Consider the following 23296-nt stretch of genomic DNA (forward strand, 5'->3'; position numbering starts at 1 on the left):
CGGTCGGGTCTGGGTGTCACGTCCCCGGATTGTCGCGGTGGGCCGGCGCAGAGACGCGCCCGCGCGGCGAGATGCGATAGGGGCGGCCGGACGGGGACTCGATGAGAGGCGTGTGCCGTCGGCGGGTGAAGGCCGTCCGAGTGTCGTCAGACAGCCCTGTCCCCGCGCGTGTGACGCTGGTGACGGAGATGACTGTGGGGCCCTTACCCGGTGTGTGGCGACGGTGGCCATGCGCGCCCTGTGCGCGACCTCGGAATCCTGCGCCATGCTCGAGGCGTCTTGACGCACATCGTCCCCGCATATGGGGCGATCTGCTCCTGATCGCGGGGGATTTGCCCGCCGGGCCATACGGGCCCGAAGGGTCACAACGTGAAAACCACGGTGTTTGGGGCGTGAAACAGTCATGGATGTCTCGTGAGAAGGCATGAAAAAACACCCCGAGCGCAAAGCCCTCGGTGGCTCTCAATTCACCCGGCTCTCTGAAGGGTCAGAGAGCCTTATCTCACAAGCTCGAACATCCAGTCCTCGTGGGACGCGCGATGAGGAATCCATCGCTTCAGCCCCGTCACTCTAAGGTCCGCGCGCCGACAAAGCAACCATACCGTTTTCCAGTGTGGCGGCATCTGAGAGTTCGATTCGAACCGCTGTGTGCCCGATCCGATCCGTGCGCGGCGCCCATGCCGTGACCGACGTCAGGGGGCGGCCGTGACCGTCTGGCACTGCTCGCCCAGGCCGTCGATGCTCAGGCGCATGACGTTGCCGGCCGTCAGATACACCCGGGGTCGGCGGCCCATGCCGACGCCCGGCGGGGTGCCGGTGGCGATGATGTCGCCCGGGTGCAGGGTCATAAGCTGGCTGAGGTAAGATACCAGGAACGCCACGCCGTAGACCATGGTGGTGGTGGAGCCGTCCTGCATGCGCTGGCCGTCCACGTCCAGCCACAGACCGAGGGCTTGCGGGTCGGCGACCTCGTCGCGGGTCACCAGCCAGGGGCCCAGCGGACAGAAGGTGTCGCAGCTCTTGCCCTTGGTCCACTGGCCGGCGCGCTTGATCTGGTAATGCCGCTCCGAGACGTCGTTGACGATGGTATAGCCGGCGACGTGGTCCATCGCGCGCTCTTCGGTCACGTATTTCGCCGGGGCGCCGATGACCACGCCCAGCTCGACCTCCCAGTCGGTGGCGACCGAGCCGCGCGGCAGGACCACGGGGTCATTGGGGCCGTTGATGGCGCTGGTGGCTTTCATGAACAGCACCGGCTCCGGCGGGACCTCGCCCCCGGTTTCGGCGGCGTGATCGGCGTAGTTCAGGCCGATCGCCATCACCTTGCCGACGCCCGTGACCGGCGGGCCGAGGCGCCTGCCCTCCGCCACCAGGGGAAGGCTGGCCGGGTCGAGCGCGCGCAGGCGGTCCAGCCCGGCGTCGGACAGCACCGGTCCGGCGATGTCGTCCACATGACCGGACAGGTCGCGGACGCGGCCGTCCGCATCCAGAAGACCGGGCTTTTCCTGGCCCCGGGGGCCGTGACGGAGGAGTTTCATCGAAGCCTCTTCAAGGTATGGCGCCGCCCTATAGGGTCAGGGGGCTTGGCCGATGGCCGCTGTTCCCACGGCGCCCTCGACCGCCTGAGCCAGGGCCAACAGCCGCCGGTCGCCTCCGTGGGGACCAATCAGCATTAGGCCGACCGGCGCATCCCCGGGTGTGTGGCAGGGCAGGGAGAGCGCGCAGGCGTCCATCATGTTGACTACGGACGGGTTGCGCAGCATGCGCATGTTGATCGCGACGTAATCGGCCTCCGCCCGCAACGCATCGACCGGCGGCGCCACCGTGGGCACGGTCGGCCACACGAAGGCATCGAACGGCGCCAGGGCATCGTGAAACTGACGACTGAGGTCGATCCGCCCGCGCTGGACGTCCACCAGGTCGGCGGCGCCCATGGCCGCGCCGCGCTCGATCCGCACCCGCACGCGGGGATCGAAGGCCTCCGCCGCCTCGGCCAGACGGGTGCGATGGATGGCATAGGACTCCGCCGCCGAAAGCCCGCCTTGCGCGTTCAGGTCGGCCAGCGCCGCGATGGCGGGCACGGGCACTTCGATGATGCGCGCCCCGGCTTGCGAGAGCCGGTCCAGCGCCCGCGTGAACGCCGCCGTCACGTCCGCATCCATGCCGTCCAGCCCGACCGTCGTCGGCACACCCAGCCGCAGGCCGGCGACGTCCGAACCGGCGGGCAGAGGCTCCATCGGCGTGCCGGACAGGATGGCGTCCAGCATCGCGCAGTCATCCACCGTGCGCGCCAGCGGGCCCACCGAATCCAGGCTGTACGCCAGCGGAAACACGCCGTCGCGGGGCACCCGCCGCGCCGTCGGCTTGAACCCGACCAGCCCGCACACGGCGGCCGGAATGCGGCACGAGCCGCCGGTGTCGGTGCCGATCGCCGCGTACGCCATGCCGTCGGTGACCGAGACCGCCGCGCCGGAGGACGATCCGCCGGGAATGCGCCCGGTGGCGCGGTCCCACGGGTTTAGCGGTGTGCCGTGGTGCGGATTGAGACCCACGCCCGAAAAGGCGAACTCTGTCATGTTGGTGCGCCCGAGCACGATCAGCCCGGCGGCGCGCAGCCGGGTGACCACCAGGGCGTCGCGCTCGGCCGGGGCCGCGTCTGCCAACAGGCGCGACCCCGCGCGGGTGACCTGGCCGGCCTCGTCGAGCAGATCCTTGATCGAGATCGGCACGCCGGCCAGAGGATGGGGGTGCAGGCCGCTCTGGCGCAACTGGTCGAAGGCGTCGGCGGCCTGACGCGCGGCGGTCGCGTGCAGCTTCAGATACACGCGCTGGCCTTCGCCGGCGGGGTCGGCGATCCGCTCCAGGCAGGTTTCGACCAGCGCGCGGCTGGTCGTCTCTCCGGTGTCCAGGGCGTGCGCCAAGTGGCGCAGGCTCGGGGCGTCGGTCATACGCGGCGATCTCCCGTGATGGGGCTGTCAGGACCGGCAGCCTATCGGGCGCCGGAGATCTTGGGAAGCCCGTCCCCGCGCGGTGCTGGGGGCGCGCACCGCCGCGCGCGCATGGGCGGTTTCCTCCGGCGCCGATCCGTCCTAGGTAAAGACGGGGCCGGCGATCGTCGTCCGGCCGTCGCCGCGTGTGAGGACCGCGACCCCGCCCATGATCGAAACCTTGACCGTCATCACCGCGCTTGTCGGCGGACCGGCGCTGTTCCGCGCCGTGGTCGGCCCGGGGCGCGGCGCGCCCATGCCCGGCGACGACGAGCGCCGCCTGCGTCTCGCCGTGCGCGGCGGCAGTCTGGTGGCCATCGCCCTTCTGGTGGCCGCGCCCCTGGGCCTGTTCGGCGCCTGGGCGGCGGCCCTTGGCCTGTGCGCCCTACTCAGCCTGCTGCGACCGGACTGGATGATCCCCGGCCGGGGCGCTCCCAACGCGATGCGCGGCGCGGCGGGCTACGCCCTGCTGGCGCTCATCATGGCGCTGGCGTGGTTCGGGTTCACGCCTCAGCACGGAATGGGCCCCCATATGGGGGGCGGACACGGCCCCGGGGCCGGTGGGATCGGTGAGTTCGATCTGCTGGCCCTCGGTACGCTGTTGGTCGGTCGCGCGTGGCTGTGGTTCGGGCGCGAGGGCGCGCCGTTCTCCAAGAAGGCGCGGCGCTTGCACCGGGAGCGCGCGCGGGCCGGCCTCCACGACCGCAGCCACGAGGATATGGGACGCCGCGCGGGTCAGGCGTGGTGGGACCGTGTGTGGAGCCAGCGGCGCGCGCGTGAGGATGCCGATTTTGCGGAGGCCGAGTGGTCACCGGTGGATCCAGAGCCGACCCCGGAGCCCGAACCGCAGCCGGAGCCGAAGCGCGAACCCGCCTATGACCCGGCCGCCGCCGACGCGGCGCTGCGGGTGCCGGGGTACGATCCCGCCTTGCTCGGCGAGGAACTGGCCACGTTCCGCGACCACCTCCGCCTCATCGACCGTGTGGCCGTGACCTGGCCGAGCCACCCGGTGTCGGAAGCCCTGATCCACGTCTCGGTCATCCTGAACGAGACTCGCCGCTTCCTCCAGGCTCACCCGGACAAGTACCGCGATCTGCGTCCTATCCTGGTCGGGCACGCCGCCACCGCCGCCGACATTGCCCGGCTGGTGGACCGTATCAAGAGCACGGGCGAGACCATCGACGACGCCGACGGTGTGGCACACCGGCTGTTCGCGCTCGCCAGCCTGATGCGCGAGACCCGGCGCAAGTCCACCCAGGCCGAACGCGATCGCCTGAAGGCCAGCATGGCCGTGATCGACGACGAACTGAGCGCCCTATCCGCCGTCCAGGATCTGCGGGCGCGCATGGCGGCGGAGCGGCCGCAGAAGGGATAAGATGGGCTGCGTCCGAGGGACCTAGTACGCCACGCCCTCCGCATCGCGCCATGCGGCGAAGGCGGCCGTGGCCTCGGGAGTCTCCGCCCGGCGCACCACAACATCGGGGCGGTTGCGGTAGGGTAGCGCGACGGCGTCGTGCAGCGCCCGGTCCAGGAAGCCCAAGCCGCCCTCCTCCGCGTCGTAGCGCGTGGCCGCGAACACCAGCACCGGAATGCGCGCCCAAGCGAGCGCACCGTAGCACATCGGGCAGGGCTCCGTGCTGGAGTACAGCACGCAATGCGACGTCGCCCCGGTTTGCGGCCGCCGCGCCACCTCTCGCGCGATGCCGCTCAGGTGGACCACGCCCAGGTCCCGCGTCGCGGCCCGGATGGCGTGAATTTCCGCGTGTTCGGTGGGATCGTGGGTCAGCGTCACCCGGTTGCGTCCGATCCAGTGGCGCAGCACCCGGCCGGTCTCGTCGTCGATCTGGACCAAGACGGCGCCGAACGGGCCGCCGCCGTCCGCCACGGAGGCCACCGCCTCGGCGCAGGCCCGCCGGATCCAGGGGTCATCCTCCGCCGCGATCCCGGCGTAGGGGTCATCCCCGGCGTTGGCGGGGGAGGGAGCGGACGACCGCACCGGCGGCGGCCCGGGATAGGGCGTGCCGGCGGGCGGGAGGGGCGGCTTGGACTCACGATCGCACACGGTGGCGGACCCTTGTTTCCGGAAGGACGACGATCCGGTCACGCTATCCGGTCCCCGCCCCGAAGCAAACAGGCTCGTCTGCCGCCGCCTTTGCCATCGGGTTGCCACGGATCTGCGGTGACCTGGACGGGCTTCCGCCTCGGGGCGGTCGATGTCCCCCCCCCCCAGAGAAGGAGATTCCGTCATGGCACGCCACCGCACCCCGTCGCGCCCGGTTCGGTTTGCGCGGGCGCTGGTCCTTGCGGGCGGACTCGCGGGGGGCGGACTGCCCGCCCCGGCGGCCTGGGCCGATCCGCCGGACCAGCCTCGCGTGTGGCGGCCGGACGGGCCGGTCACCTTCGGTCCGACCCACGAGCATCGGGGCCGTTGGACGCGGCCCGACCGTCCGCGCCCGCATCCGATGCCGCAGAGCGTGGCGCCCTCGGGGGGCATCGTCGTTACACCGAACGGCGACCGGCCCCCGCCGGGTGTGGTGATCCTGCCTCAGGCGCCCCAAGATCGGCCGCAGTATCGGCCCCAACACCGGCCCCCGCACCCGCACCGGCCGCACGATTACGGCGGTTACGACCCGCGCCCATATTACGGCGACGGGGTGCGGCCCGCGCGGCCCTGGCCCGGCGATACCGATGCGTGGGGCAACCGGTACGAGGAGCCGCCGATCTACATCCGCTTCGGCATTCGGGATCGGCAGTTGATCGTCGACTATTTCGAGCCGTACCGGGACGGCCGCAAGCCGCTGCCGCCCGGGCTGGCCAGGCGGCGCGGCCACCTGTCGCCGGACATCGCGCGACGCGGCGGTGTGATGCCGCCGGGCGTGCGGTCCTACGCGCTGCCGTGGGAGCTGGCCGAGCGTCTGCCTCCGCCCCAGGCGGGCTTTGAGCGCGTGATCGTGGGGCGCGACGTGCTGCTGATCGAGAGGACGACCGGGCTCATCGCGGACGTGCTCCGCGATGTTCTGTGAGCCCGGTTCTGTGAGCCCGGCTCTGCAAATCGGGCGCCCCCCGTCCCGTCACGCGGCGGGGCCCCGCCCCCGGTCTTCCGAACCGGGGGCGGATCGGGGACGGGCGGGAGGCAAGCCGCCCCCGCGCCTGGATGTCCCTTCACCGTGTCCTCGTGCTCGACGTTACCGCCCCATGAGCTGGAGCAGCAGGCCGGCGCGGTCGTTCGTTTGAGCGAACGGCTCGGCGGCGTACTGGATCATCACCATGGTCATCGGCATATCGCCGAAGGTCAGCTCCGGGATGGTGCCGTTTTCCACGGCCTCCGAATCGGCCCAGGTTTCGCCGCGATAGCCAAACGCGCCGTCGGGCTTGTCATAGATCGTGCCGTCCGCGCCGTACTGCGCCACAAGCGCGGCCTGAACGGCGGCGTAGTCATCGGCGGTGGCGTCGGGGACATGAACCTCGCACAGGGCGTTGCCAAACTGGTCCCCGACGGTGACCACGACCGGCGCGCCGTTCCAGGTCCCGGCATAGGCCGTTTCGCCGAACGGATTGGCGATCGGGCCCTCGTGGATCGCCAGGCCGGCGTCCTCGGCCTGACCGCTCAGGGCTGCCGGGCACAGCGTGGCCGCGCCCTCCACATACGGAGCCTCGGCATGAGCGACGGAGGCAACAGCCATGACGGTGCCGAGCGCGATGCCGGCACCGAAAAAGGATTGAACGCGCATAAACGTGACCTTGTTTGCCAGTGTTGACCGCCCCCACACGACAAGACCGGGTCATGTAGGGGACGGCCCGTCCGGCCGCAAGGGGCGTTTTGGCGGCGGGGCTATGGGGTGGCGGGACGGGGGAGGGGAGAACCGGACCCGGCGCTCCGTTACGCCAAGCCGCGCACGGCGTCCAGCACCTTCGCGGCGTGGCCGGGCACCTTGACCTTGGGCCAGACCTGACGGACCACGCCGGTTCCGTCGATCAGCACCGTGGTGCGCTCGATGCCCATGTAGGTCTTGCCGTACATGCTTTTTTCCTTCCACACGCCGTAGCGCTCGCAGACATCCCCCTCCGCGTCCGAGGCCAGGGTGAACGGCAGCTCGTACTTGGCCTTGAACTTGTCGAGCTTGGCGACCGGATCCTTGGAGACGCCGACGATGACCGCACCGGCGGCCTCGAAGTCGGCGATGGCTTCCTGGAAGGCGACGGCCTGCTTGGTGCAGCCCGACGTGTCGGCCTTGGGGTAGAAGTACAGAACGACCGTCTTGCCCTTCAGGTCGGGCAGCGACACCTGTCCGCCGCCGTCGGTGGGCAGGGTGACCTCCGGGGCGGGCTCGCCGATCGTGACGCTCATGCGGATCTCCTCTCTTTGTTCTACGGATCGGCCCTGAACCGGACGCGCCCGCGTCAGGGCCTTCGCTGCTTTGCGGCGCCGACGCGGGGGCGCCGGACGGTGCCGCGTGGCGGATGAAACACACGCCCCGTCACAGGCATATGGGTTCAAAGGTATATGGGGCTTGGTGCCGGACAGAAAAACGGCGGGAGACCGAGTCCCCCGCCGCTTCCGAGATGGCGGTCCAAGTGCGAACCCGGGACCGGACGACAGGACTTACGCCATGGCAGGTTCCAACTCGCCCCCCGCCGGCGCGGTCGGCGCCGGCACGGCCTTGTGCATCCACTTCTGCAGCTTCTCGAAGGCGCGCACCTCGATCTGGCGCACCCGCTCGCGGGAGATTCCGTATTCCCGGCTCAGGTCCTCCAGGGTCATCGGATCCTCGCTCAGCCGCCGCTCCGTCAGGATGTGGCGTTCGCGCTGGTTCAGGGTCTCCATGGCCTGCTTGAGCAGGTCGCGGCGCTGGCTCAACTCCTCGGAGTCCGCCAGCATCGCCTCCTGGCTTTCGCCGTCGTCGACCAGCCAGTCTTGCCACTCGCCCTCGCCATCCAGGCGGACCGGCGCATTCAGCGAGTGGTCCGGGCTGGCCAGACGGCGGTTCATGTTGACCACGTCCTGCTCCGGCACGCCCAGCTTGGTGGCGATGGTGGTCACACTTTCGTGCGGCAGGTCGCCGTCTTCCATGAGCTGAAGCTGCCCCTTCATCTTCCGAAGATTGAAGAAGAGCTTTTTCTGGGCCGCGGTCGTCCCCATCTTAACAAGAGACCAGGAGTGCAGGATGTATTCCTGAATGGAGGCCCGGATCCACCACATGGCATAGGTCGCCAGGCGGAACCCGCGTTCGGGGTCGAACCGCTTCACGGCCTGCATCAGGCCGACGTTGCCTTCGGAGATCACCTCGCCCATCGGCAGGCCATAGCCGCGATACCCCATGGCGATCTTGGCCACCAAGCGCAGGTGGCTCGACACCAGCCGGTGGGCCGCGTCGGGGTCTTGGGACTCCTGGTACCGCCTGGCCAGAAGGTACTCCTCGTCCGGGGCCAGCATGGGGAACTTGCGGATGTCCTGGAGATAGCGCGACAGGTTGCTCTCAGGTTCCAAGCCGAGCAGGCTGCCAGTTGCATTCGCCATCGGTCGCTCTCCTCTTCGCCATCGCGGCCGGCGCCCCGTGCGGGGTGCTGCGGCGCCGCTGTCACCATGCCGGTGGACCGTTGCTGCCCGTCCGGCTTCCTTTGAACTAATCCTAACGAGGCCCCGGTACCCGAGTCCACCGAAATGGTACCAAATTGGTCAGGAATTGGAATGAAAATTCTGTAACGTTTCCAGGGTTGCCAGGATTTCCGCGATATCCAGGGGGATACGCGATTCGAAGTGCATCGGTTCACCCCGCGTCGGATGCATGAACCCCAGCGCTACGGCATGCAAAGCCTGACGCGGGAGCCCGATCAATCGAGTCATGATTTCCGGGGGCAGGGGGGGCGGTCGGCGCGCCGATACCGGTCCCCCTCGTCCGGAGGGGTTGCGTCGTCCATAGGTTTGATCGCCCACCAACGGGTGGCCGATGTGATCCATGTGCACGCGGATCTGGTGGGTCCGCCCGGTGGCAAGGCGGCATTCGACCAGCGCCAGGGCGGTGCTGCCGTAGGCGCGCAGCGTCTGATAGCGGGTCAGCGCGGCCTTGCCGCCCGAGGTCACCACCGCCATTTTGGTGCGCTGGGTCGGATGCCGGCCCATGGGGGCGTCGATCTCGCCCCGCGCCGGACTCGGCACACCCCACACCAAGGCGTGGTAGGTCCGGTGCAGGGTGCGGTCGCCGAACTGGAGTGCCAGGGCCTTGTGCGCGGCGTCGGTCTTGGCCACAACCATCAGGCCGCTGGTGTCCTTGTCCAGCCGATGGACGATGCCCGGCCGTCGCACCCCGCCGATCCCCGAGAGGCTGTCCCCGCAATGCGCCAACAGGGCGTTGACCAGCGTATGATCCGGGGCCCCCGGTGCCGGGTGCACAACCAGCCCCGCTGGCTTGTCGAGCACGATCACCGCATCGTCCTCGAAGACCACCGTCAGCGGGATCTCGCGCGGCAACGGCACGGGGTCCACCGGCGGCGGCTCGGCCAGCCGCACACTTTCCCCGCCGCGCAGGCGCCGACTGGGATCGGTCTCCGGTGCGCCGTTCAGGGTCAGGGCGCCCCCCTCGATCAGGGCCTTCAGCCGCGAACGTGAATGCCCGCCGTGCGCGGCCGTCAGCCAGCGATCCAGGCGCATGCCCCCGCCATCCGCCGGTACGGTGCTCGCGAACACCGGCGGTGCCTCCCGTGATAGGACGGTCGCGTCGTTGCCCTCGCCCATGCTCTGCCTCTATACCGTCCATGCGTGATTAACGATCGGGAGGCCAATTCGATGCGTGCCGTCAAGACTTTGGTCGCGGTTATGGGCCTATTGATCGTGCTCGGCCTTGGTCTGCTTATCTACGGTGTGCTTCGGACCACGGATCGGCTGGAGGCCTCGCGGCCCGTGCCGTCGACGCCGAGCGCGCCGGCATCGACGCGGGCCCCAGCCTCCCCCCTGGCGCCGTTCGATCCGGTGTACCTGGGCGAGCCGGCTGGCAGCCGCCTTGAACACCTGACCGCCGACGGCCGGGGCCGCCTCATCCTGGGCGTCACCGGGGGCGGTGTGCCGGATCGGGTGATCGTCGTGGATCCCGCCGAGGGCCGCCGCCTGGGCGCGATCCGGCTCGACGCCGTCCCGGCGTCACGCGAGTCCGGCGCTTCGTCCGCACAGTGATCCCGGCTGCGCTGAGTCTGTCCGCTGCGGCGCGCGCCGTGATCGTGGCGGCGGCCCGGAGCGCCTGGCCGCGCGAGGCCTGCGGCCTGCTCAGCGGCGCCGACAGCGCCGACGGGACGGTGCGGGTCGATGCGGTGCACCCCACCGCCAATGTCGCGCCAGCCGACCGGCCGGACCGGTTCGAGGTGGACCCGGCCGCCCGCTTCGCCCTCATGCGGCGCCTGCGCGGCGGCCCGTCCCGCCTGATCGGCCACTTTCACAGCCACCCCGGGCATCCCGCAGTGCCCAGCGAGACCGACCGTCGCGCGGCCTACGAGCCCGATCTGCTCTGGCTGATCGTCGGGCTGTCCGGGGCGGATGATCCCGCGCCCGTGCTGGCCGCCTGGGCCGTCCAGCCGGGATCCCGTTCCGGCGAGCCGGCGGAGGGGTTCCACCCCGTGGACCTGCGCGCGACGGGCTGACTCACTCGCCCTTCGGCCGGTTCACCGGCGCGTCGCCGGTGTTGTCCCGGTCCACCACGCGATGGCGCGGCAGCGAGACATGCACCGTGGTGCCCGACCCCGGGTTGGTCGTGACGGAGAGCCCGCCGCCGTGCAGGTCGATCAGCCCGCGCGCCAGCGCCAGTCCGAGGCCCCGGCGTGGCTCCAGCACGCCGGTGCCGTGGGTTAGGGCGGCGTCCAGCGGCCGCTGCAAGGCCATCAGGTCGTCCTCGCCCAGGCCCAGGCCCGTGTCGCTGACGGAAATGCGCGGCTCGCCCCCCCGCTCCATGGTCAGGCGCACCATGACCGAGCCATCGGGCGGACTGGCGCGCAGCGCGGCGTTGATGAGCGTCCACAGGGCGTTGCGCAGGGCCGACGCATCGCCCTGGATCAGGATGCGCTCGTTCGGCAGGTGCCAGTCCCAGGCGATATCCGCGCCCCGGCCGCTGTTGCGCAGGCCCTGGCAGACCTCGCCGACCAGAAGGGTCAGGTCGAACACGCTGCTCGACGCCATTTCGCCCACGCCCTCCAACCGGGCCACGTCGAGCAGCTCGTTCAGTAGGTCGAGCAGACCGCCGCTCATGGCGCGGATCTCGCCTGCGTATTCGCGGTAGCGGTCGTGGAGGCCCGGTGTGTCCGGTGCGTCGCCCGATTCGAGCGAGCCCGCGAAACCCTGGATGGCATGCAGCGGCGCGCGCAGGTCGCGGGCCAGATGGGCCAGGAACTCGGTCCGGCCCCGGCTGCGGGCCAAGGCCTGATTGCGGGCGACGCCGAGCGCCCGCTGCGTGCGGTACACGCTCGTCACGTCGTCGAATGTGAACACGACCCAGGACCGCGCCACACCGTCGCGCGCCACCGCGAATAGCCCCCGGCGGACGATCTGCAAGGTGCGATGCCCGGCGTCGCCCGACCACCATTCGACCTCCAGCGTGCCGCCCTGCGGCAGGTTGGCAATGGATGCGGGCAGGCCGAGCGCGGTCAGCACGTCCACCACGCGCCGGCCGGCGATGTCGGCGGCATCGACGTCGAAGCGGTTGCAGAACGCGGTGTTGGACAGCAGCGCGATCTCGTGGTCGCTGGCCCCAACCCCTGGGGACCGGTTCGGGGCGGGGGCGGCCAGCAGCGCGCCGTTGTCGGCGAGATCCAGGCCTTCGACCATGGCCGAGGCCCGACGCTCGAAGTCTGTGGCCAGATCCTCGATGGCGGTGTTCATGGCCGCCGTCCCGGTCGTTCCGTCCTGGGATTCCCTCGCCAGGGTTTCGGCCAGGATCTCCGTCAGGCCGCGCATGAGATCCAGGCTCCAGGCCTCCCAGGGGCGCGACTGGTCGAGGACGGTCTGACGCCACAGGTTGAACGACTTGCGTGGCGAGACCCGGTTGGACGCGCTGTCCACCTCCACCGGCTTGTTGGGATCGCCGCCCCAGTGGACCTCGTGCACGACCTCATCGCGGAAGCAGGCCAACGCGATCAGAGGAGTGCGCGACACCACGCCCACCAGGGCGCCGCAGCAGCCGAGCGGGCCGAGGTCGTCGAACAGCCCGGATTCGGCCAGATCGTGGCAGGCGAACACGCCGGCCTCGGCTTGGGCGGCGGCCCGCTCCAGCACGGTCGCCATGAGAGCCAGCGGCGGGGTGTTGCCGGTGGTGGCCGTGCGGCCCGGCGCATGAACGACCAGCCCGTCGCAGCGCAGCACGTCGGCGAGGCGGGGTGCGCCGAAAAACAGTCGGTCCAGCAGGTGGCGCCCCGACTCCTCGGGGGCGCGCCGGGCGAGATCCATGAAGCGCGCGTTGCGCCGGGCCTGCCGGGTGCGTTGCAGGCTCAGGATATCGCTAATCCGGTTGGCGATGCGTTCCGTCAGCCGGTCGACCGCCTCGCGCCGGTGCCAGGGCATGGTTTTCGGCCGCATGTTGTGGCAGGCGATCAGCCCCCACAACGCCCCGTCTACCACCAGCGACGTCACCAGGGTGGCTCCGACGCCCATGTTGCGCAGGTATTCAATGTGATAGCTCGACACGCTGCGCAGCACCGCCGGGCTCAGGTCCAGCGGCCCCGTGTCCGGATCCACGGCCTCCGTGCTGCGCGCCATCGGTGCGGGGGCGCCGTGGACGTCGGCGATCACCCGCAGCCGGTTGGTGAGATACAGCCGGCGGGCCTGCGCCGGAATGTCGGAGGCCGGGTAGCGCAGGCCGAGGAACGGGGTCAGGTCCGGGACCCGCGATTCGGCGACCACTTCGCCCGACCAGTCCGGATGGAACATGTAGGCCATGACGCGGTCGTAATCGGTCAGGCCCGCGACCGCGCTGACCGCCTGATCCAGCAGGCGGTACAGGTTCTCGCCCTCGGTCAGGGCGGCGATGGCGAACCCCTCGGCCTCGAACGTGCGTTCGGCGTCCTCCTCGTCCGTGTCGGAGGACGCCTCCAACTCCACCAGCACACAGGGCTCGCCCGCCCGGGCGAGGCGGTGCGCCGTGCCCCGCAGGCGCTTGCCCTTGAGGCCGGGCATTGGCGAGCGGGCATAAAAGCCCACCGGCGCGCCGCCGACGCGGTGCCCGCCCCGGCTCGCCATCAGATCCGTCAGGACCATGACGGCTAGATCGTCCAGCAGCCCCCGGATCGATTGGCCGAGAACGGCCTCGCAGGGATGGCCGAGAAACGGGTCGGTGTTCTGGCTGGCCTGTGTAATCCGCAGCGACGGGCCGAGCAGGACCAGAACGCACCCATGCCCCTGCACCCGTTCGAGCAGGTGGATGGGCTCGTTCTCGCATTCGCTCAGGTCGACCGTCGGCAGATCGGGGAACCCGTCCGTGGGGCGTTGGGTCATCGCGGCCGTTCAAACCAGAGAGTGAAGACGGAGAAGGTGTGAACCGCCGCCGCGACCGCCGCGTCGGCCGTCGCGGGGTCCGCGCCCGCGCGGTCAATGAGCCCGCCGACCCGCCGCCAGTGGGCGCCCAGGTCCACCCCGGGCGAGCCGAGAAACCGCGTGGCGCCGGTGATCGGGCGGGGCAGGGCGCCCTGAAGGTGGCGGGCGAGGCCGCGTCCGCCCAGGCGGGAGCCTTCCAGAACATACAGCACGCCGAGGGCGGCACCGGGTGTTGCCGGCAGGTCGAGGGTCGGGGGCGACGGGCGGGGGCGGCCCGGGGCCGCTGCGGCGCTGTGATCCGCCAGATCGGCGAGGTCGCGGGCCAGCGCGTCGCGGCGCGAGGTCCAGTCAAAGCCCTGCGCCGCGAACCAGGGTGCGGCCGGGATCAGCACCTGCGTGTCCGCAGCCTCAAGGAGGGCGTCGAATCGCTCCAGGATCGCGCCGTAAGCGGCGGCGCTCAGGGACGGCGCCAGCAGGAGCCCGAGGGCCGAGGTCTCGTGCAGCGCGTCGTGAACCTCGCGCGTGGCCGTGCGCAGCCGAGCCATCAGGGGCTCCGTCTGCGGATCGGCGGGCGTCGGCGGATCGGTCGGGGCAGGGGCGAGCGCCAGGGAATCGGTCACGGAGCGGCCCTTGGAACAGGGGTGGAGCGGCCGGAGGCTCCTACGCTAGCAGGCGGGGTGCGCCTGTGCCATGACCAACTGGACCGGGGCGCGCCCGTCCCCGGTTACATCAGCCGGTACAGGCCCCACGCCGCGCCGGCCGCCACAAGCGCGACCAGCCATCCCAGCCAGGGCCGGGCCAGACGCGGCGCCTGGGCGGTCGAATGCGCCGGCAGAGTCTTGCGGCCGAGAACCATCGGCCGGATGAGGTTCTCCCGCTTGACGATCAGGTAGAAGAACGCGGCCAGGATATGCACGCCCGCCAGCGTCAGCAGGGTGTTGAAGATCACGCCCTTGTGCAGCCCGGTGATCGTCTCCGACAGGTCGGCGCTCACGAACGACCGCAGCGGCCCGGAGACGAAAGCATAGGTGTTTTCGCTGGCGAACAGTCCGCTGACGGCCTGAACGGTCACCGCCAGCAGCAGCAGGATGACCATGATCGCGCCGGCGGGGTTGTGGCCGAGCGCTTTGTCCGGCGCCGGTCGGAACATCTGCGCCAGATAGCGCACGACCGCCCCGGGACCCCGGACGAACTGGGCGAAGCGCGCCGTCTCGCTGCCGATGACGCCCCAGATGAGGCGGAACACGATCAGGCCGATCACCACATGGCCGGCGATGAAGTGGACGGTGAACTGCCCCTCCTCGCCGCTCCACCACGCCACGCCCAGTGCGATGGCGAGCGCCCAGTGAAAGGCGCGGGTCGGGATATCCCAGATGATGACGGAGCGGGGCGCGGAAGGCGCCGCATTGGCGGGGCCTTCCGCGGTGGTGTCCTGTGATCGGACCATGGGGCCTTCTTCCTCGTCAGCGATGCGGTTGTCCGGGACTCGGGAATCGGTTGACCCCGGCGCGTCCCCGCGCCCATATCGATTCATATCCGGTGTGTCCAGCCTTTCGTGCCTGGAATGCGCGTCGGTCGGGGTTGACGGGCGGTCATCGGGGTGCGTCCGAAGGCAATGGGGCCGGCCGGAACGGGGCGGGGCGAACGGGCCCAACGACGGGGGAGAATGAGCCGTGGACACGCGTCTCCTGGTGGGTGTCATCGTGGCTACGGTGGTTGCCGTGGCGATCATCCTGAGTGTGCACGGCATCCGGTCGATCCCGTCCGACGGCGATGCGGACCGGGCGGTGGCGGTCGGGTCGGCGGCCGAGCCGGCGGGGACGGATGTCGTCGGCGAAGCGTCCGCGCCCACCAGGCCCGGCGGCGCCTTCGGCCGGGCCGTGGATGCAGCCCGCGACACCCTCGCCGGGGTCGATACGAACGCCGCGCCGGATGCCTCCGTCCCCGCCGACGCGGGGGGCGGAACCGTCCCCGGTCAGGTCACGCCAAGCGGCGCCCCCGCGGATCCGGACGCGCCCACGTTCGACGTCGTCCATGTCGAGCCGGGAGGGCACGCGGTCATCGCCGGACGGGCCGCCCCGGGGGCCACGGTGACGATTCTCGACAGCGGCGCCCCTCTCGGTGCGGTCACGGCGGACGGCGCGGGGCAATGGGTGTTCGTGCCGGAGGCCCCGCTGACTCCGGGGGATCGGGAGCTGTCGTTGGAGGCCCGGGGCGGTCCGTCCGCCCAGACGGCCGAGGCGGGGAGGGGGGCGTCGGACGTCCGCCGGTCGGCCACCGTGGTGGTCCTGTCGGTGCCGGCGCGCGACGGATCGGGCCCCGTTGTGGCCTTGGAGGCGCCGCGGCTCGGCGGCGGCACCGGCCGGCTGTTGCAGGGGCCGGCCCCGAATACGGCCCAGGGAACGCTGCAGCTCGGTCGTGTCGACTATTCCAGAAGCGGCGTCCTGGCCCTGTCGGGCACGGCCGCGCCCGGCGCGGTGGTGCAGCTCTACATGGACAACGCACCGGTGGCCCGGGTGACGGCGGACGCCTCCGGTGCCTGGAGGGCGCGCCCGGACACCCGGTCGCTGGCGGAAAAGGTCTACACCCTGCGCGTCGATCAGATCCGGCCCGACGGGCGCGTCACGGCGCGGGTGGAACTGCCCTTTCAGCACACGGATTTCACCTTCGCACGGGGCGATGAAGGCGAAACCCTGCTGGTGGTGCAGCCGGGCAACAACCTCTGGCGCGTGGCCCGCACGGTGTACGGCCAGGGCACCGACTACACCGTGATCTACGAGGCCAACCGATCCCGCATCCAGGACCCCGATCTTATCTATCCCGGGCAGGTGTTCCTGATTCCCACGTCAGACTGAGTCCCTGGCACCGTCGGGCCGGATCTTGTTTTCGTCGGCTCTTATGGTCTCCCAGTCTTTTTCCCGGCCTTTATTTTTTCATGGTGTCTTTCATGTCGTTGTAGGCGTCGCCCACACCGGTCATGTTGTTTTCGGCGCTGTCGATGCTGCCGGCCGCGCCATCGCTTTTCGACTTAAGGGTCGACAGCGCGTTGTCGATGGCCGTGGTGGCGGCGTTCGAGCCGGTCACGTTGGTGACGGACCGGACCAAGTTCGTCGCGCCGTCCAGCATGGCGGACATTTTGAGAAACATCGGCGTTTCCTTCTGGCCTGAGGTATCGGAGCCGGATCGCCTCAGGACAGATGAGATCCTGAGAGTTTCTGCAGGGTACGCATGCTGGCGCAGTCTCGCAAGGTGACCGGACCTCTGCATTCCTTTTCGATGGCGTTTTTTAACGGACACCGTCGCTGTTCCCGGACCGGCGGGCGCTCCCTTCCCGGGTGCCCAAAAGCCGCGGTCCGTCTCGAACGGCGGGCGGGTGCATTGACGGATGCGCGGCGCAACGCCAAGATCGGGCCGACCTTGGCTTTCTTCAGGCCTTTCTTCCGTTCCCGATGGATGGTGTTCCATGCCCCTGGGCCGCCCGCGTCGTCGTCGGCGCTCTGGACGCGCGTTTTTGATCCTGTTCCTGCTGCTGGTGATCGGCGGCGCGATCGCGGCTGGTCTGTGGTACGGCTATCAGACCCTCAGCCAGACTCTGCGCGACCGGATCGTCGCGCTCGAACAGCAGGTGACGCGGCTGGAGGCCGCGCGCGATGCCTCGGAGCGGGAACGCGGTGCGCTGTCGGTCGATCTGGAGGAGGCGCGCGCCAGCCTGCGCTACATCGAGACCCGTTACGAGCGGGATGTGCCCTCCGGCGAGGCGCAGGCGCTCCACGAGTTGGTCGTGCAAATGCTGAACCAGGGCGTGGATGCCGAGCGGCTGGCGTTCCTGATCCGCTCCGCCGCGACGCCGGCCGTCTGCGATGCGCGACCGACCACCAAGCAGTTCATGGTCGCGGTGCCCGGTCTGGCGCTGAATGATGGCGCGGTGACGTTCGCCGACGGGCGCATCACGGTGTCGGCGGACGGCCGGTTCGCGACCGACGAACAGGGCCGAACCGAGGCGTGGTTCGATACCGCCAAGCCGGTCCGCGTGCGCTTCGCCCGCCTCGGCGGCGGGACCGATGAGGTGGAGGGGATTCTCCCGCTGCATCACAGTATGGTGGTCGGGGAGAACGAGCTGCGCTTTTCCGTCGTGCCGGGGCGTACCGGCTTCGCCGAGGTCACCGGGGTCCGCTGCGACTATCCCTGACCAAGCGGGCCCTGACCAAGCGGGCCCTGACCAAGCGGGCCCTGACCACGCTGGCCCTGACCACGCCGGGAACGGGCGCCGTGACCGGGACGGAAATCGGGGTCCGTGGGATGTGAACGGACCCCGCCGGTGACGGCCCCTTGGTTAAGGACAGCCGCCGTAGCGCGCCTGAAGCTTTTCGCCCGAGACGACCCGCACCTGTTCCACGGTGGTGCCGCTGTCGCGGGCCACGGTCTCGTATGTGGCGAGTCTCTGGTTGTTGATCGCCTGAACCTTCTGTTGCACGGTGCCGTCGCTGGAGCGCGCGTGCAGCAGCCCGTCGGGCCGCTCGCACACCAGCCCGTTGGCCCGCATCTGGTCCAGGTTCTGCGCGCGCGCCGGTCCGGGGCCGCCGAGCACCACCACCGCGCCGGCCAGCAGCGCCAGCGCGGTCCCCGCGCCGAACCGCGCCAGGCGGCGGCGCCCGTGGATCGAGGCCGGGGTGGCGGTCGGTGTGGTCCGCGTCATGGGGTCGTCCTCCCACTGTCGTCTTACAAGCCGATTCATCAGAAGATATCCGGACGCTCGTCCAGAACGTCCTCGACGTCTTTTTCCAGACGCACCCGGACGTCCTGCTCGATCTTGACGTTGAGGTTGATCACGATCGGTTTATCCGGGGCCTCGACCTTCACGGTGGGCTGGCAGGCGCCCAGGATCAGCCCCAGGATAAGCCCCGGGGTCAGTCCGAGCGCCAACCGACGGGCCACGGGTGGGGCCCGTCGGGAGAGGCCCGTCGGTGCGGGGCCCATAGGGGCGGGATCGATGCGCTGCATTCCCATTCCGGCCTTTCGTGCCATGCCGACAAATCAGACTCACCATATCCACTGTCGGCGCCGATTGTGGCGCGTCCGGGGCCGGGGCGCAACACGCGCCGGGTAACCACCAATTAAGGACGGGCGCCGTACCCTGCGCACTGGAGACCGGACGCCGTGGACCCCGACCCCTCGCGCGGGCCGGGCGTCCGCGCGAGCAAAGGGGGTGGCCATGAGCCGCGAGCTGTTTGACGCCGACTATTATCTGCGCACCTACACCGATGTGGCCGCCGCCGGGGTCGACCCCTACCAGCACTATATGACCCTCGGGTATCAGGAGGGCCGGAATCCGAACCGTTGGTTCGACAGTGCCTACTATCTGACGGTCAACGCCGACGTGGCGGAGGCCGAGATGAATCCCCTGACGCACTATTGGACCACCGGCGCGTCGGAGTTGCGCGATATCGGCCCCTTGTTCCAGACCCGGACTTACGTGCTGAACAGCCTCGACCTGGCCGGGACCGGGATCAATCCGTTGCAGCACTTCATGCAATACGGCCTGGAGGAGCGGCGCACGCCCTGCAGCTTCTTCGACCCGCTCTACTACGCCACCACCTATCGCGACGTTAGCCCGGCGGCCATCAATCCGTTCCTGCACTTCGTGCTGTATGGACAGTATGAACTGCGCAACCCCAGCGCCGCGTTCAACTCCCTCGCCTACGCCACGGAACACCCGGAGTCCATCACCAGCGGCTATTCCCCCTACGAGCATTATATGCGCTTCGCGCGGCCGGAGGGGATCGAGCCGCCGACGGGGGACGGCGCCGACACCGTCACCGGCGACCCCGCCGATTTCGATGCGTCCCAGACCGGCACCGACGGCGCGGACAGCCTGACCGGTACCATCGGCGCCGATCTGCTGATCGGGGCCGGCGGCGACGACATCGTGATCGGCGGCGAGGGCAACGACAGCCTGGAGGGCGGCAGCGGGAACGATACCCTGGATGCGGGGCCCGGCGACGATACGGTCGTGGGCGGTCCGGGCGACGACATCCTCAGCGGGGGCGACGGCGCGGACAGCCTGAACGGCGGCGACGGCGCCGATGAGATCGGCGGCGGTCTGGGCGACGATACCCTGATCGGCGGCAGTGGCGCCGATACCCTGGACGGGGATTCGGGCAATGACCGGCTCGAAGGCGGTGGCGGGGCCGACCGGCTGGCGGGCGGTGAGGGCGATGACGTCCTTCTGGGTGGTCTGGACAACGACACCCTGGACGGCGGGGCCGGCGCGGATTCCCTGGCGGGCAACACCGGTTTGGATGTGCTGATCGGCGGCGCGGGCGCCGATACGCTGGACGGCGGTCCGGATGGCGACAGCCTGTTCGGCGGGGCCGACGCCGATGTTCTGCTCGGCGACGCGGGCGACGACACGTTGGACGGCGGCGCGGGGGCTGACAGCCTGTCCGGCGGCCTGGGGAACGATATCCTGGATGGCGGGCTCGGGGCCGATACGCTGCAGGGGGATTCGGGCGCGGACATCTTCGCGTTTAGCGCGCACGGCAGCGACAACGCGGATGTCGTGAACGATTTCATCAGCGGTACGGACACGATCCAACTCGCGTCGTCCGTCTTCACCGCCCTGGGCGGCACGATTGCGGGCAAGTTTACTTCGGTGGACGATGCAGCTGACGCCGACGCGAACGCGACATACGTTCTGATCTATCAGAAGGATACGGACGAGCTATACTACGACACCAATGGCGGCGACCCGAGTGGCCTGTCGTTGATCGCGACCCTGGGCAGCGCGCCCGCCGCCGACGACTTCACGCTGGTGTAACCGTCCCCTCGGCCGCGCCGCCCCCCAGAACGGTTGCCGCCGGGATGGGGCGGCCGCGCAGGAAGGCGTCCGCGTCCACCGGTCCCTTGCCGGCGCGCTGGAGGCACTCCAAGCGGACCGCTGTGCCCTCCCCGCAGGCGACCGTCAGGCGGTCGTCCAGCGTGGAGCCGGGCACGGCACCCGCCCGCCCGGGGACCGGGGTGGCGAGCAGGACCTTGATGCGCTCCGCCCCCCGGTCGAAGAACGCGCCCGGAAACGGGCTCAGCGCCCGGATGCGGCGGTCCACCTCGGCGGCCGGCTGCGTCCAGTCCAGCCGCGCCTCCGCCTTGTCGATCTTGGCGGCGTAGGTGATCCCGTCCTCGGGCTGGGGCGTCGCCGTCAGGGTTCCGGCCGCGAGCCCCTCCAGGGCCTCCAGGATCAGCGGCGCGCCCTGGGCGGCGAGCGCGTCATGCAGGGTGGCGGCGGTGGTCGTGGGGCCGATCGGTACGGTGCCCGTCAGCAGCATGGGGCCGGTGTCCAGGCCCGCCTCCATCCGCATGATGGTGACGCCGGTTTCCGCGTCTCCCGCCATGATCGCCCGCTGAATGGGCGCGGCGCCCCGCCAGCGCGGCAGAAGCGAGGCGTGAATGTTGACGCAGCCCAGGCGCGGCGCGTCCAGCACCGGGCGGGGCAGGATCAGCCCATAGGCCGCCACCACGGCGATGTCCGCGCCCAGGTCGGCGAACGCCTGACGGTCGGCGGGATCCTTCAGCGTGGCGGGATGGCGGACCGGCAGCCCCCGGGCCTCGGCGGCCTGCTGGACCGGCGAGGGGCGGGGCTTCTTGCCGCGCCCGGCGGGACGAGGCGGCTGGGTGTAGACGCACACCACGCGGTGGGCGTCCGCCACGGCCTCCAGCGCCGGAACCGCGAAGTCCGGCGTGCCCATGAAGATGACGGAGAGACTCACGCCGCCAGGGTCCCGCTCTTCTTCCGCTTCTGCAGCTTGCGCAGCATCATGTTGCGTTTGACCGTGCTGAGGTGATCGACGAACAGCGTGCCGTTCAGGTGGTCGATCTCGTGCTGGATGCAGGTCGCCAGCAGGCCGTCGGCCTCGATCTCCTGCGTCACATTGTCCCGGTCCAGGTAGCGCACCCGCACCCGGGCGGGGCGCACGACGTTGTCGTACATCTCCGGCAGGGACAGGCAGCCCTCTTCATGGACGTTGGTGTCCTCGGACTCCCAGACGACCTCGGGATTGGCGAGACGCATCGGCGCCGGCGGGTTCCCCTCGCGCGCGACATCCACCACGATCACTCGCTTCAACACCCCGATCTGCGGCGCCGCGAGCCCGATGCCGGGCGCGGCGTACATCGTCTCGAGCATGTCGTCCATCAGGCGCGCGATGTCGGCATCGACGGCCTCGACGGGGTCGGCCTTCCGCTTCAGGCGGGGGTCGGGGGCAACGATGATGGGCAACACGGCCATGACGCAGTCCTCGGAACGCGGCGGATCGGGCACCGAGCGGTCACCGTGCGGCGTCCGCCCTGAGAGTCGGCGGTCCCTCACGCGCGACGGCGCGCAAAAGACATCGCCCTGGCGAGATAAGATGAGTTGCGCGCGCGGTCAACCCAGTCGGCCGCGCACGTCGGCCACACCCTTCGGACCGCCATCGGTCCGCAGACGGTTAGCCGGAGACGCCCTGCTGAATGGCCATCGCCACGGCCTGGGTGCGGTTGGCGGCGCCGATCTTCTTGAAGATGCTGCGCATGTGCGACTTGACCGTGATTTCGGTCAGGCCGAGGTGCAGGCCGATCTCCTTGTTGGATTCGCCGCGCACCAGCAGCGACAGCACCTGAACCTCGCGGTTGGTCAGGTCGGCGAAGCGTCCGCCCGCCTGTTGCGAACTCGCCGCGGCCTCGCCTTCGCCGCCGCCCGGTCCCAGCAGGTGGGCGGAGAAATAGGGCTGGCCACTGAGGATCAGGCGCAGGGCGTGGACGAACGACGCACCGCTCATCGCCTTGGGCAGATAGCCCGAGGCGCCCAGTTCCATGGCGCGCAGGACGTCCTCGCGCACAACCTGCCCGGTGATGATGACCACGGGCACGTCGGGGCAGGCCTTGCGGAAGGCGCTGACGGTTTCCACGCCGGCCATGCCGGGCATCTTGAGGTCAAGCAGCAGGAGATCCGGCACCCGATCGGATGCCATCTGAAGCGCGCCGTCGAAGTCGACGGCTTCAAGAATCTCAACGTCTTCCGCCAGATCGGTCAGGAACGGCCGGATGCCATCCCGGAGCAAGGCATGGTCATCGGCCAGCAGAACACAGACCGACCGGGCCTTGTTCATCGACGGGTCCTCAGGGAGCATGCGTCGCCAGCCTTTCAACCCGAACGTTCCGCCCGGAGGCTCCAGCAAACGGACTGCGTTCGATATTAAACATTCACAAACGATACCATATATATCCACCGTTCGCAGTGCAGCGTCAACCCTGCGCGGGGGGACGCCCCCCCCGTTCGAAGGAGGCGCGGTCCGGTGGTCGGAGGGTCGCGTCAGCTCGTGAGGCGGGTCGCTTCCGCCTGGATGCGCTGGATCATGGCCGTGACCCCGTTGCGGCGGTTGGGGCTGATATGTTGATCCAGGCCGAGGCGCTGCAACTCGGCCTCGGCGTCCGTGGCCAGGATCGCCTCCGGCGGGCGATCGTTGAACAGAATCATCAGGATGGCGATGAGACCCTTGACGATATGGGCGTCCGAGTCGGCTCGGAAATGGATCGTCGTGGTGCCCTCGGCCGCGCGGGGTTCGGCGGTCATCCACACCTGACTCATGCAGCCGCGCACCTTGTTGGCGTCCACCAGGTCGGCCTCGGGCATGGGCTCCAGGGTGCGGCCGAGGTCGATGATGTAGCGATAACGGTCTTCCCAGTCGTCGAGCAGTTCGAAGGTCTCGGACAGGGTATCCAGGGTCATGGTGTCGGTCATGGGAGGGCGGGTCCACCTCTTTCGGGGGCA

General features: G+C 69.9%; 25 protein-coding genes. 7 read left to right on the forward strand and 18 right to left on the reverse strand.

Going from position 1 to position 23296, the window contains the following annotated elements:
* Nucleotides 1–16: 16 nt before the first annotated feature.
* The 3 genes from GGD82_RS21595 to GGD82_RS12955 form a co-directional block, all read right to left on the reverse strand.
* Nucleotides 17–301: a YjhX family toxin gene (locus GGD82_RS21595; protein ID WP_221240789.1), complete on the reverse strand. Its 285-nt coding sequence runs from the start codon at nt 299–301 to the stop codon at nt 17–19.
* 391 nt (nt 302–692) lie between these two features.
* Nucleotides 693–1538: a fumarylacetoacetate hydrolase family protein gene (locus GGD82_RS12950; protein ID WP_150062650.1), complete on the reverse strand. Its 846-nt coding sequence runs from the start codon at nt 1536–1538 to the stop codon at nt 693–695.
* 36 nt (nt 1539–1574) lie between these two features.
* Nucleotides 1575–2948, reverse strand: coding sequence for an amidase (locus GGD82_RS12955; RefSeq protein WP_150062651.1), 1374 nt, complete (start codon nt 2946–2948; stop codon nt 1575–1577).
* A 208-nt stretch (nt 2949–3156) separates the two neighbouring features.
* Between GGD82_RS12955 and GGD82_RS12960 the strand changes: the two genes are divergently transcribed.
* The gene (locus GGD82_RS12960; RefSeq protein ID WP_150062652.1) at nt 3157–4362 is read left to right on the forward strand and encodes a hypothetical protein; all 1206 of its coding nucleotides are present in this window, start codon (nt 3157–3159) and stop codon (nt 4360–4362) included.
* Nucleotides 4363–4383: 21 nt separating this feature from the next.
* Here the strand turns inward: GGD82_RS12960 and GGD82_RS12965 are convergent, their stop codons facing one another.
* Nucleotides 4384–5091, reverse strand: a complete 708-nt coding sequence (locus tag GGD82_RS12965) for a nucleoside deaminase (protein ID WP_221240790.1) — start codon at nt 5089–5091, stop codon at nt 4384–4386.
* Between the two features lie 142 nt (nt 5092–5233).
* Here GGD82_RS12965 and GGD82_RS12970 point away from each other — a divergent pair, with 142 nt between their 5' ends.
* Nucleotides 5234–6010, forward strand: coding sequence for a hypothetical protein (locus GGD82_RS12970; RefSeq protein WP_150062653.1), 777 nt, complete (start codon nt 5234–5236; stop codon nt 6008–6010).
* A 162-nt stretch (nt 6011–6172) separates the two neighbouring features.
* Here the strand turns inward: GGD82_RS12970 and GGD82_RS12975 are convergent, their stop codons facing one another.
* From GGD82_RS12975 to GGD82_RS12990, 4 genes are all read right to left on the reverse strand, one after another.
* Nucleotides 6173–6718: a hypothetical protein gene (locus GGD82_RS12975; RefSeq protein ID WP_150062654.1), complete on the reverse strand. Its 546-nt coding sequence runs from the start codon at nt 6716–6718 to the stop codon at nt 6173–6175.
* A 149-nt stretch (nt 6719–6867) separates the two neighbouring features.
* On the reverse strand, nt 6868–7335 hold the full coding sequence (bcp, locus tag GGD82_RS12980; protein WP_150062655.1) for a thioredoxin-dependent thiol peroxidase: 468 nt from the start codon (nt 7333–7335) through the stop codon (nt 6868–6870).
* Between the two features lie 255 nt (nt 7336–7590).
* Nucleotides 7591–8505 (reverse strand): RNA polymerase sigma factor RpoH, encoded by a 915-nt coding sequence (gene rpoH / locus GGD82_RS12985; RefSeq protein ID WP_150062656.1) that lies wholly within the window; start codon nt 8503–8505, stop codon nt 7591–7593.
* A gap of 159 nt (nt 8506–8664) precedes the next feature.
* On the reverse strand, nt 8665–9720 hold the full coding sequence (locus GGD82_RS12990; protein WP_150062657.1) for an RluA family pseudouridine synthase: 1056 nt from the start codon (nt 9718–9720) through the stop codon (nt 8665–8667).
* A gap of 51 nt (nt 9721–9771) precedes the next feature.
* On the opposite strand from GGD82_RS12990, the gene GGD82_RS12995 reads away from it, so the two are divergent.
* Together GGD82_RS12995 and GGD82_RS13000 are read left to right on the forward strand one after the other, a co-directional pair.
* Nucleotides 9772–10155, forward strand: a complete 384-nt coding sequence (locus tag GGD82_RS12995) for a hypothetical protein (protein ID WP_150062658.1) — start codon at nt 9772–9774, stop codon at nt 10153–10155.
* A complete protein-coding gene (locus GGD82_RS13000; RefSeq protein ID WP_150062659.1) occupies nt 10152–10616 on the forward strand; it encodes a M67 family metallopeptidase in 465 nt (154 codons plus the stop codon). The genes GGD82_RS12995 and GGD82_RS13000 overlap by 4 nt, the downstream gene beginning before the upstream one ends.
* Nucleotide 10617: 1 nt before the next feature.
* On the opposite strand, the gene GGD82_RS13005 is transcribed toward GGD82_RS13000, so the two are convergent.
* From GGD82_RS13005 to GGD82_RS13015, 3 genes are all read right to left on the reverse strand, one after another.
* Nucleotides 10618–13455 carry an ATP-binding protein gene (locus GGD82_RS13005; protein ID WP_150062660.1) on the reverse strand — a complete coding sequence of 946 codons (2838 nt, stop codon included), beginning with the start codon at nt 13453–13455 and terminating at the stop codon, nt 10618–10620.
* A complete protein-coding gene (locus GGD82_RS13010) occupies nt 13452–14114 on the reverse strand; it encodes a biliverdin-producing heme oxygenase (protein WP_150062661.1) in 663 nt (220 codons plus the stop codon). The genes GGD82_RS13005 and GGD82_RS13010 overlap by 4 nt, the downstream gene beginning before the upstream one ends.
* 104 nt (nt 14115–14218) lie before the next feature.
* Nucleotides 14219–14941: a cytochrome b/b6 domain-containing protein gene (locus GGD82_RS13015; RefSeq protein WP_170284309.1), complete on the reverse strand. Its 723-nt coding sequence runs from the start codon at nt 14939–14941 to the stop codon at nt 14219–14221.
* 226 nt (nt 14942–15167) lie between these two features.
* On the opposite strand from GGD82_RS13015, the gene GGD82_RS21440 reads away from it, so the two are divergent.
* Entirely contained in the window at nt 15168–16349 is a 1182-nt protein-coding gene (locus GGD82_RS21440) for a LysM peptidoglycan-binding domain-containing protein (RefSeq protein ID WP_150062663.1), read from the forward strand.
* A 70-nt stretch (nt 16350–16419) separates the two neighbouring features.
* Here GGD82_RS21440 and GGD82_RS13025 read toward each other — a convergent pair whose 3' ends face one another.
* A complete protein-coding gene (locus GGD82_RS13025; RefSeq protein ID WP_150062664.1) occupies nt 16420–16641 on the reverse strand; it encodes a hypothetical protein in 222 nt (73 codons plus the stop codon).
* Between the two features lie 316 nt (nt 16642–16957).
* Between GGD82_RS13025 and GGD82_RS13030 the strand changes: the two genes are divergently transcribed.
* Nucleotides 16958–17683: a hypothetical protein gene (locus GGD82_RS13030; protein ID WP_150062665.1), complete on the forward strand. Its 726-nt coding sequence runs from the start codon at nt 16958–16960 to the stop codon at nt 17681–17683.
* 144 nt (nt 17684–17827) lie between these two features.
* Here the strand turns inward: GGD82_RS13030 and GGD82_RS13035 are convergent, their stop codons facing one another.
* Together GGD82_RS13035 and GGD82_RS13040 are read right to left on the reverse strand one after the other, a co-directional pair.
* Nucleotides 17828–18190 carry a DUF1318 domain-containing protein gene (locus tag GGD82_RS13035; protein WP_170284310.1) on the reverse strand — a complete coding sequence of 121 codons (363 nt, stop codon included), beginning with the start codon at nt 18188–18190 and terminating at the stop codon, nt 17828–17830.
* A gap of 38 nt (nt 18191–18228) precedes the next feature.
* Entirely contained in the window at nt 18229–18429 is a 201-nt protein-coding gene (locus GGD82_RS13040) for a YnbE family lipoprotein (RefSeq protein WP_246163914.1), read from the reverse strand.
* 277 nt (nt 18430–18706) lie between these two features.
* Between GGD82_RS13040 and GGD82_RS13045 the strand changes: the two genes are divergently transcribed.
* Nucleotides 18707–20311: a calcium-binding protein gene (locus GGD82_RS13045; RefSeq protein WP_150062667.1), complete on the forward strand. Its 1605-nt coding sequence runs from the start codon at nt 18707–18709 to the stop codon at nt 20309–20311.
* On the opposite strand, the gene fmt is transcribed toward GGD82_RS13045, so the two are convergent.
* The 4 genes from fmt to GGD82_RS13065 form a co-directional block, all read right to left on the reverse strand.
* Nucleotides 20298–21236, reverse strand: coding sequence for a methionyl-tRNA formyltransferase (gene fmt / locus GGD82_RS13050; protein WP_150062727.1), 939 nt, complete (start codon nt 21234–21236; stop codon nt 20298–20300). The two genes, GGD82_RS13045 and fmt, sit on opposite strands and share 14 nt — an antisense overlap.
* A 17-nt stretch (nt 21237–21253) precedes the next feature.
* Nucleotides 21254–21775, reverse strand: a complete 522-nt coding sequence (gene def / locus GGD82_RS13055) for a peptide deformylase (RefSeq protein ID WP_150062668.1) — start codon at nt 21773–21775, stop codon at nt 21254–21256.
* Nucleotides 21776–21974: 199 nt separating this feature from the next.
* Nucleotides 21975–22634: a response regulator gene (locus tag GGD82_RS13060; RefSeq protein WP_150062728.1), complete on the reverse strand. Its 660-nt coding sequence runs from the start codon at nt 22632–22634 to the stop codon at nt 21975–21977.
* Nucleotides 22635–22837: 203 nt separating this feature from the next.
* Nucleotides 22838–23266 carry a SufE family protein gene (locus GGD82_RS13065; protein ID WP_150062669.1) on the reverse strand — a complete coding sequence of 143 codons (429 nt, stop codon included), beginning with the start codon at nt 23264–23266 and terminating at the stop codon, nt 22838–22840.
* Nucleotides 23267–23296 lie beyond the last annotated feature (30 nt).

Source organism: Roseospira marina (assembly GCF_014197855.1).
Lineage (GTDB): Bacteria > Pseudomonadota > Alphaproteobacteria > Rhodospirillales > Rhodospirillaceae > Rhodospira > Rhodospira marina.

Bases quoted from the DNA above. Each gene is read 5' to 3' on its own strand.
- GGD82_RS12975 (WP_150062654.1), bottom strand. From the start codon at position 6,718: ATGCGCGTTCAATCCTTTTTCGGTGCCGGCATCGCGCTCGGCACCGTC.
- GGD82_RS12955 (WP_150062651.1), bottom strand. From the start codon at position 2,948: ATGACCGACGCCCCGAGCCTGCGCCACTTGGCGCACGCCCTGGACACC.
- GGD82_RS13025 (WP_150062664.1), bottom strand. From the start codon at position 16,641: ATGTTTCTCAAAATGTCCGCCATGCTGGACGGCGCGACGAACTTGGTC.
- GGD82_RS13035 (WP_170284310.1), bottom strand. From the start codon at position 18,190: ATGACGCGGACCACACCGACCGCCACCCCGGCCTCGATCCACGGGCGC.
- GGD82_RS21595 (WP_221240789.1), bottom strand. From the start codon at position 301: ATGCGGGGACGATGTGCGTCAAGACGCCTCGAGCATGGCGCAGGATTC.
- GGD82_RS13065 (WP_150062669.1), bottom strand. From the start codon at position 23,266: ATGACCGACACCATGACCCTGGATACCCTGTCCGAGACCTTCGAACTG.
- GGD82_RS13015 (WP_170284309.1), bottom strand. From the start codon at position 14,941: ATGGTCCGATCACAGGACACCACCGCGGAAGGCCCCGCCAATGCGGCG.
- def (WP_150062668.1), bottom strand. From the start codon at position 21,775: ATGGCCGTGTTGCCCATCATCGTTGCCCCCGACCCCCGCCTGAAGCGG.
- GGD82_RS12950 (WP_150062650.1), bottom strand. From the start codon at position 1,538: ATGAAACTCCTCCGTCACGGCCCCCGGGGCCAGGAAAAGCCCGGTCTT.
- GGD82_RS12995 (WP_150062658.1), top strand. From the start codon at position 9,772: ATGCGTGCCGTCAAGACTTTGGTCGCGGTTATGGGCCTATTGATCGTG.
- rpoH (WP_150062656.1), bottom strand. From the start codon at position 8,505: ATGGCGAATGCAACTGGCAGCCTGCTCGGCTTGGAACCTGAGAGCAAC.
- bcp (WP_150062655.1), bottom strand. From the start codon at position 7,335: ATGAGCGTCACGATCGGCGAGCCCGCCCCGGAGGTCACCCTGCCCACC.
- GGD82_RS13005 (WP_150062660.1), bottom strand. From the start codon at position 13,455: ATGACCCAACGCCCCACGGACGGGTTCCCCGATCTGCCGACGGTCGAC.
- fmt (WP_150062727.1), bottom strand. From the start codon at position 21,236: ATGGGCACGCCGGACTTCGCGGTTCCGGCGCTGGAGGCCGTGGCGGAC.
- GGD82_RS12960 (WP_150062652.1), top strand. From the start codon at position 3,157: ATGATCGAAACCTTGACCGTCATCACCGCGCTTGTCGGCGGACCGGCG.
- GGD82_RS13060 (WP_150062728.1), bottom strand. From the start codon at position 22,634: ATGAACAAGGCCCGGTCGGTCTGTGTTCTGCTGGCCGATGACCATGCC.
- GGD82_RS13045 (WP_150062667.1), top strand. From the start codon at position 18,707: ATGAGCCGCGAGCTGTTTGACGCCGACTATTATCTGCGCACCTACACC.
- GGD82_RS12990 (WP_150062657.1), bottom strand. From the start codon at position 9,720: ATGGGCGAGGGCAACGACGCGACCGTCCTATCACGGGAGGCACCGCCG.
- GGD82_RS12970 (WP_150062653.1), top strand. From the start codon at position 5,234: ATGGCACGCCACCGCACCCCGTCGCGCCCGGTTCGGTTTGCGCGGGCG.
- GGD82_RS13030 (WP_150062665.1), top strand. From the start codon at position 16,958: ATGCCCCTGGGCCGCCCGCGTCGTCGTCGGCGCTCTGGACGCGCGTTT.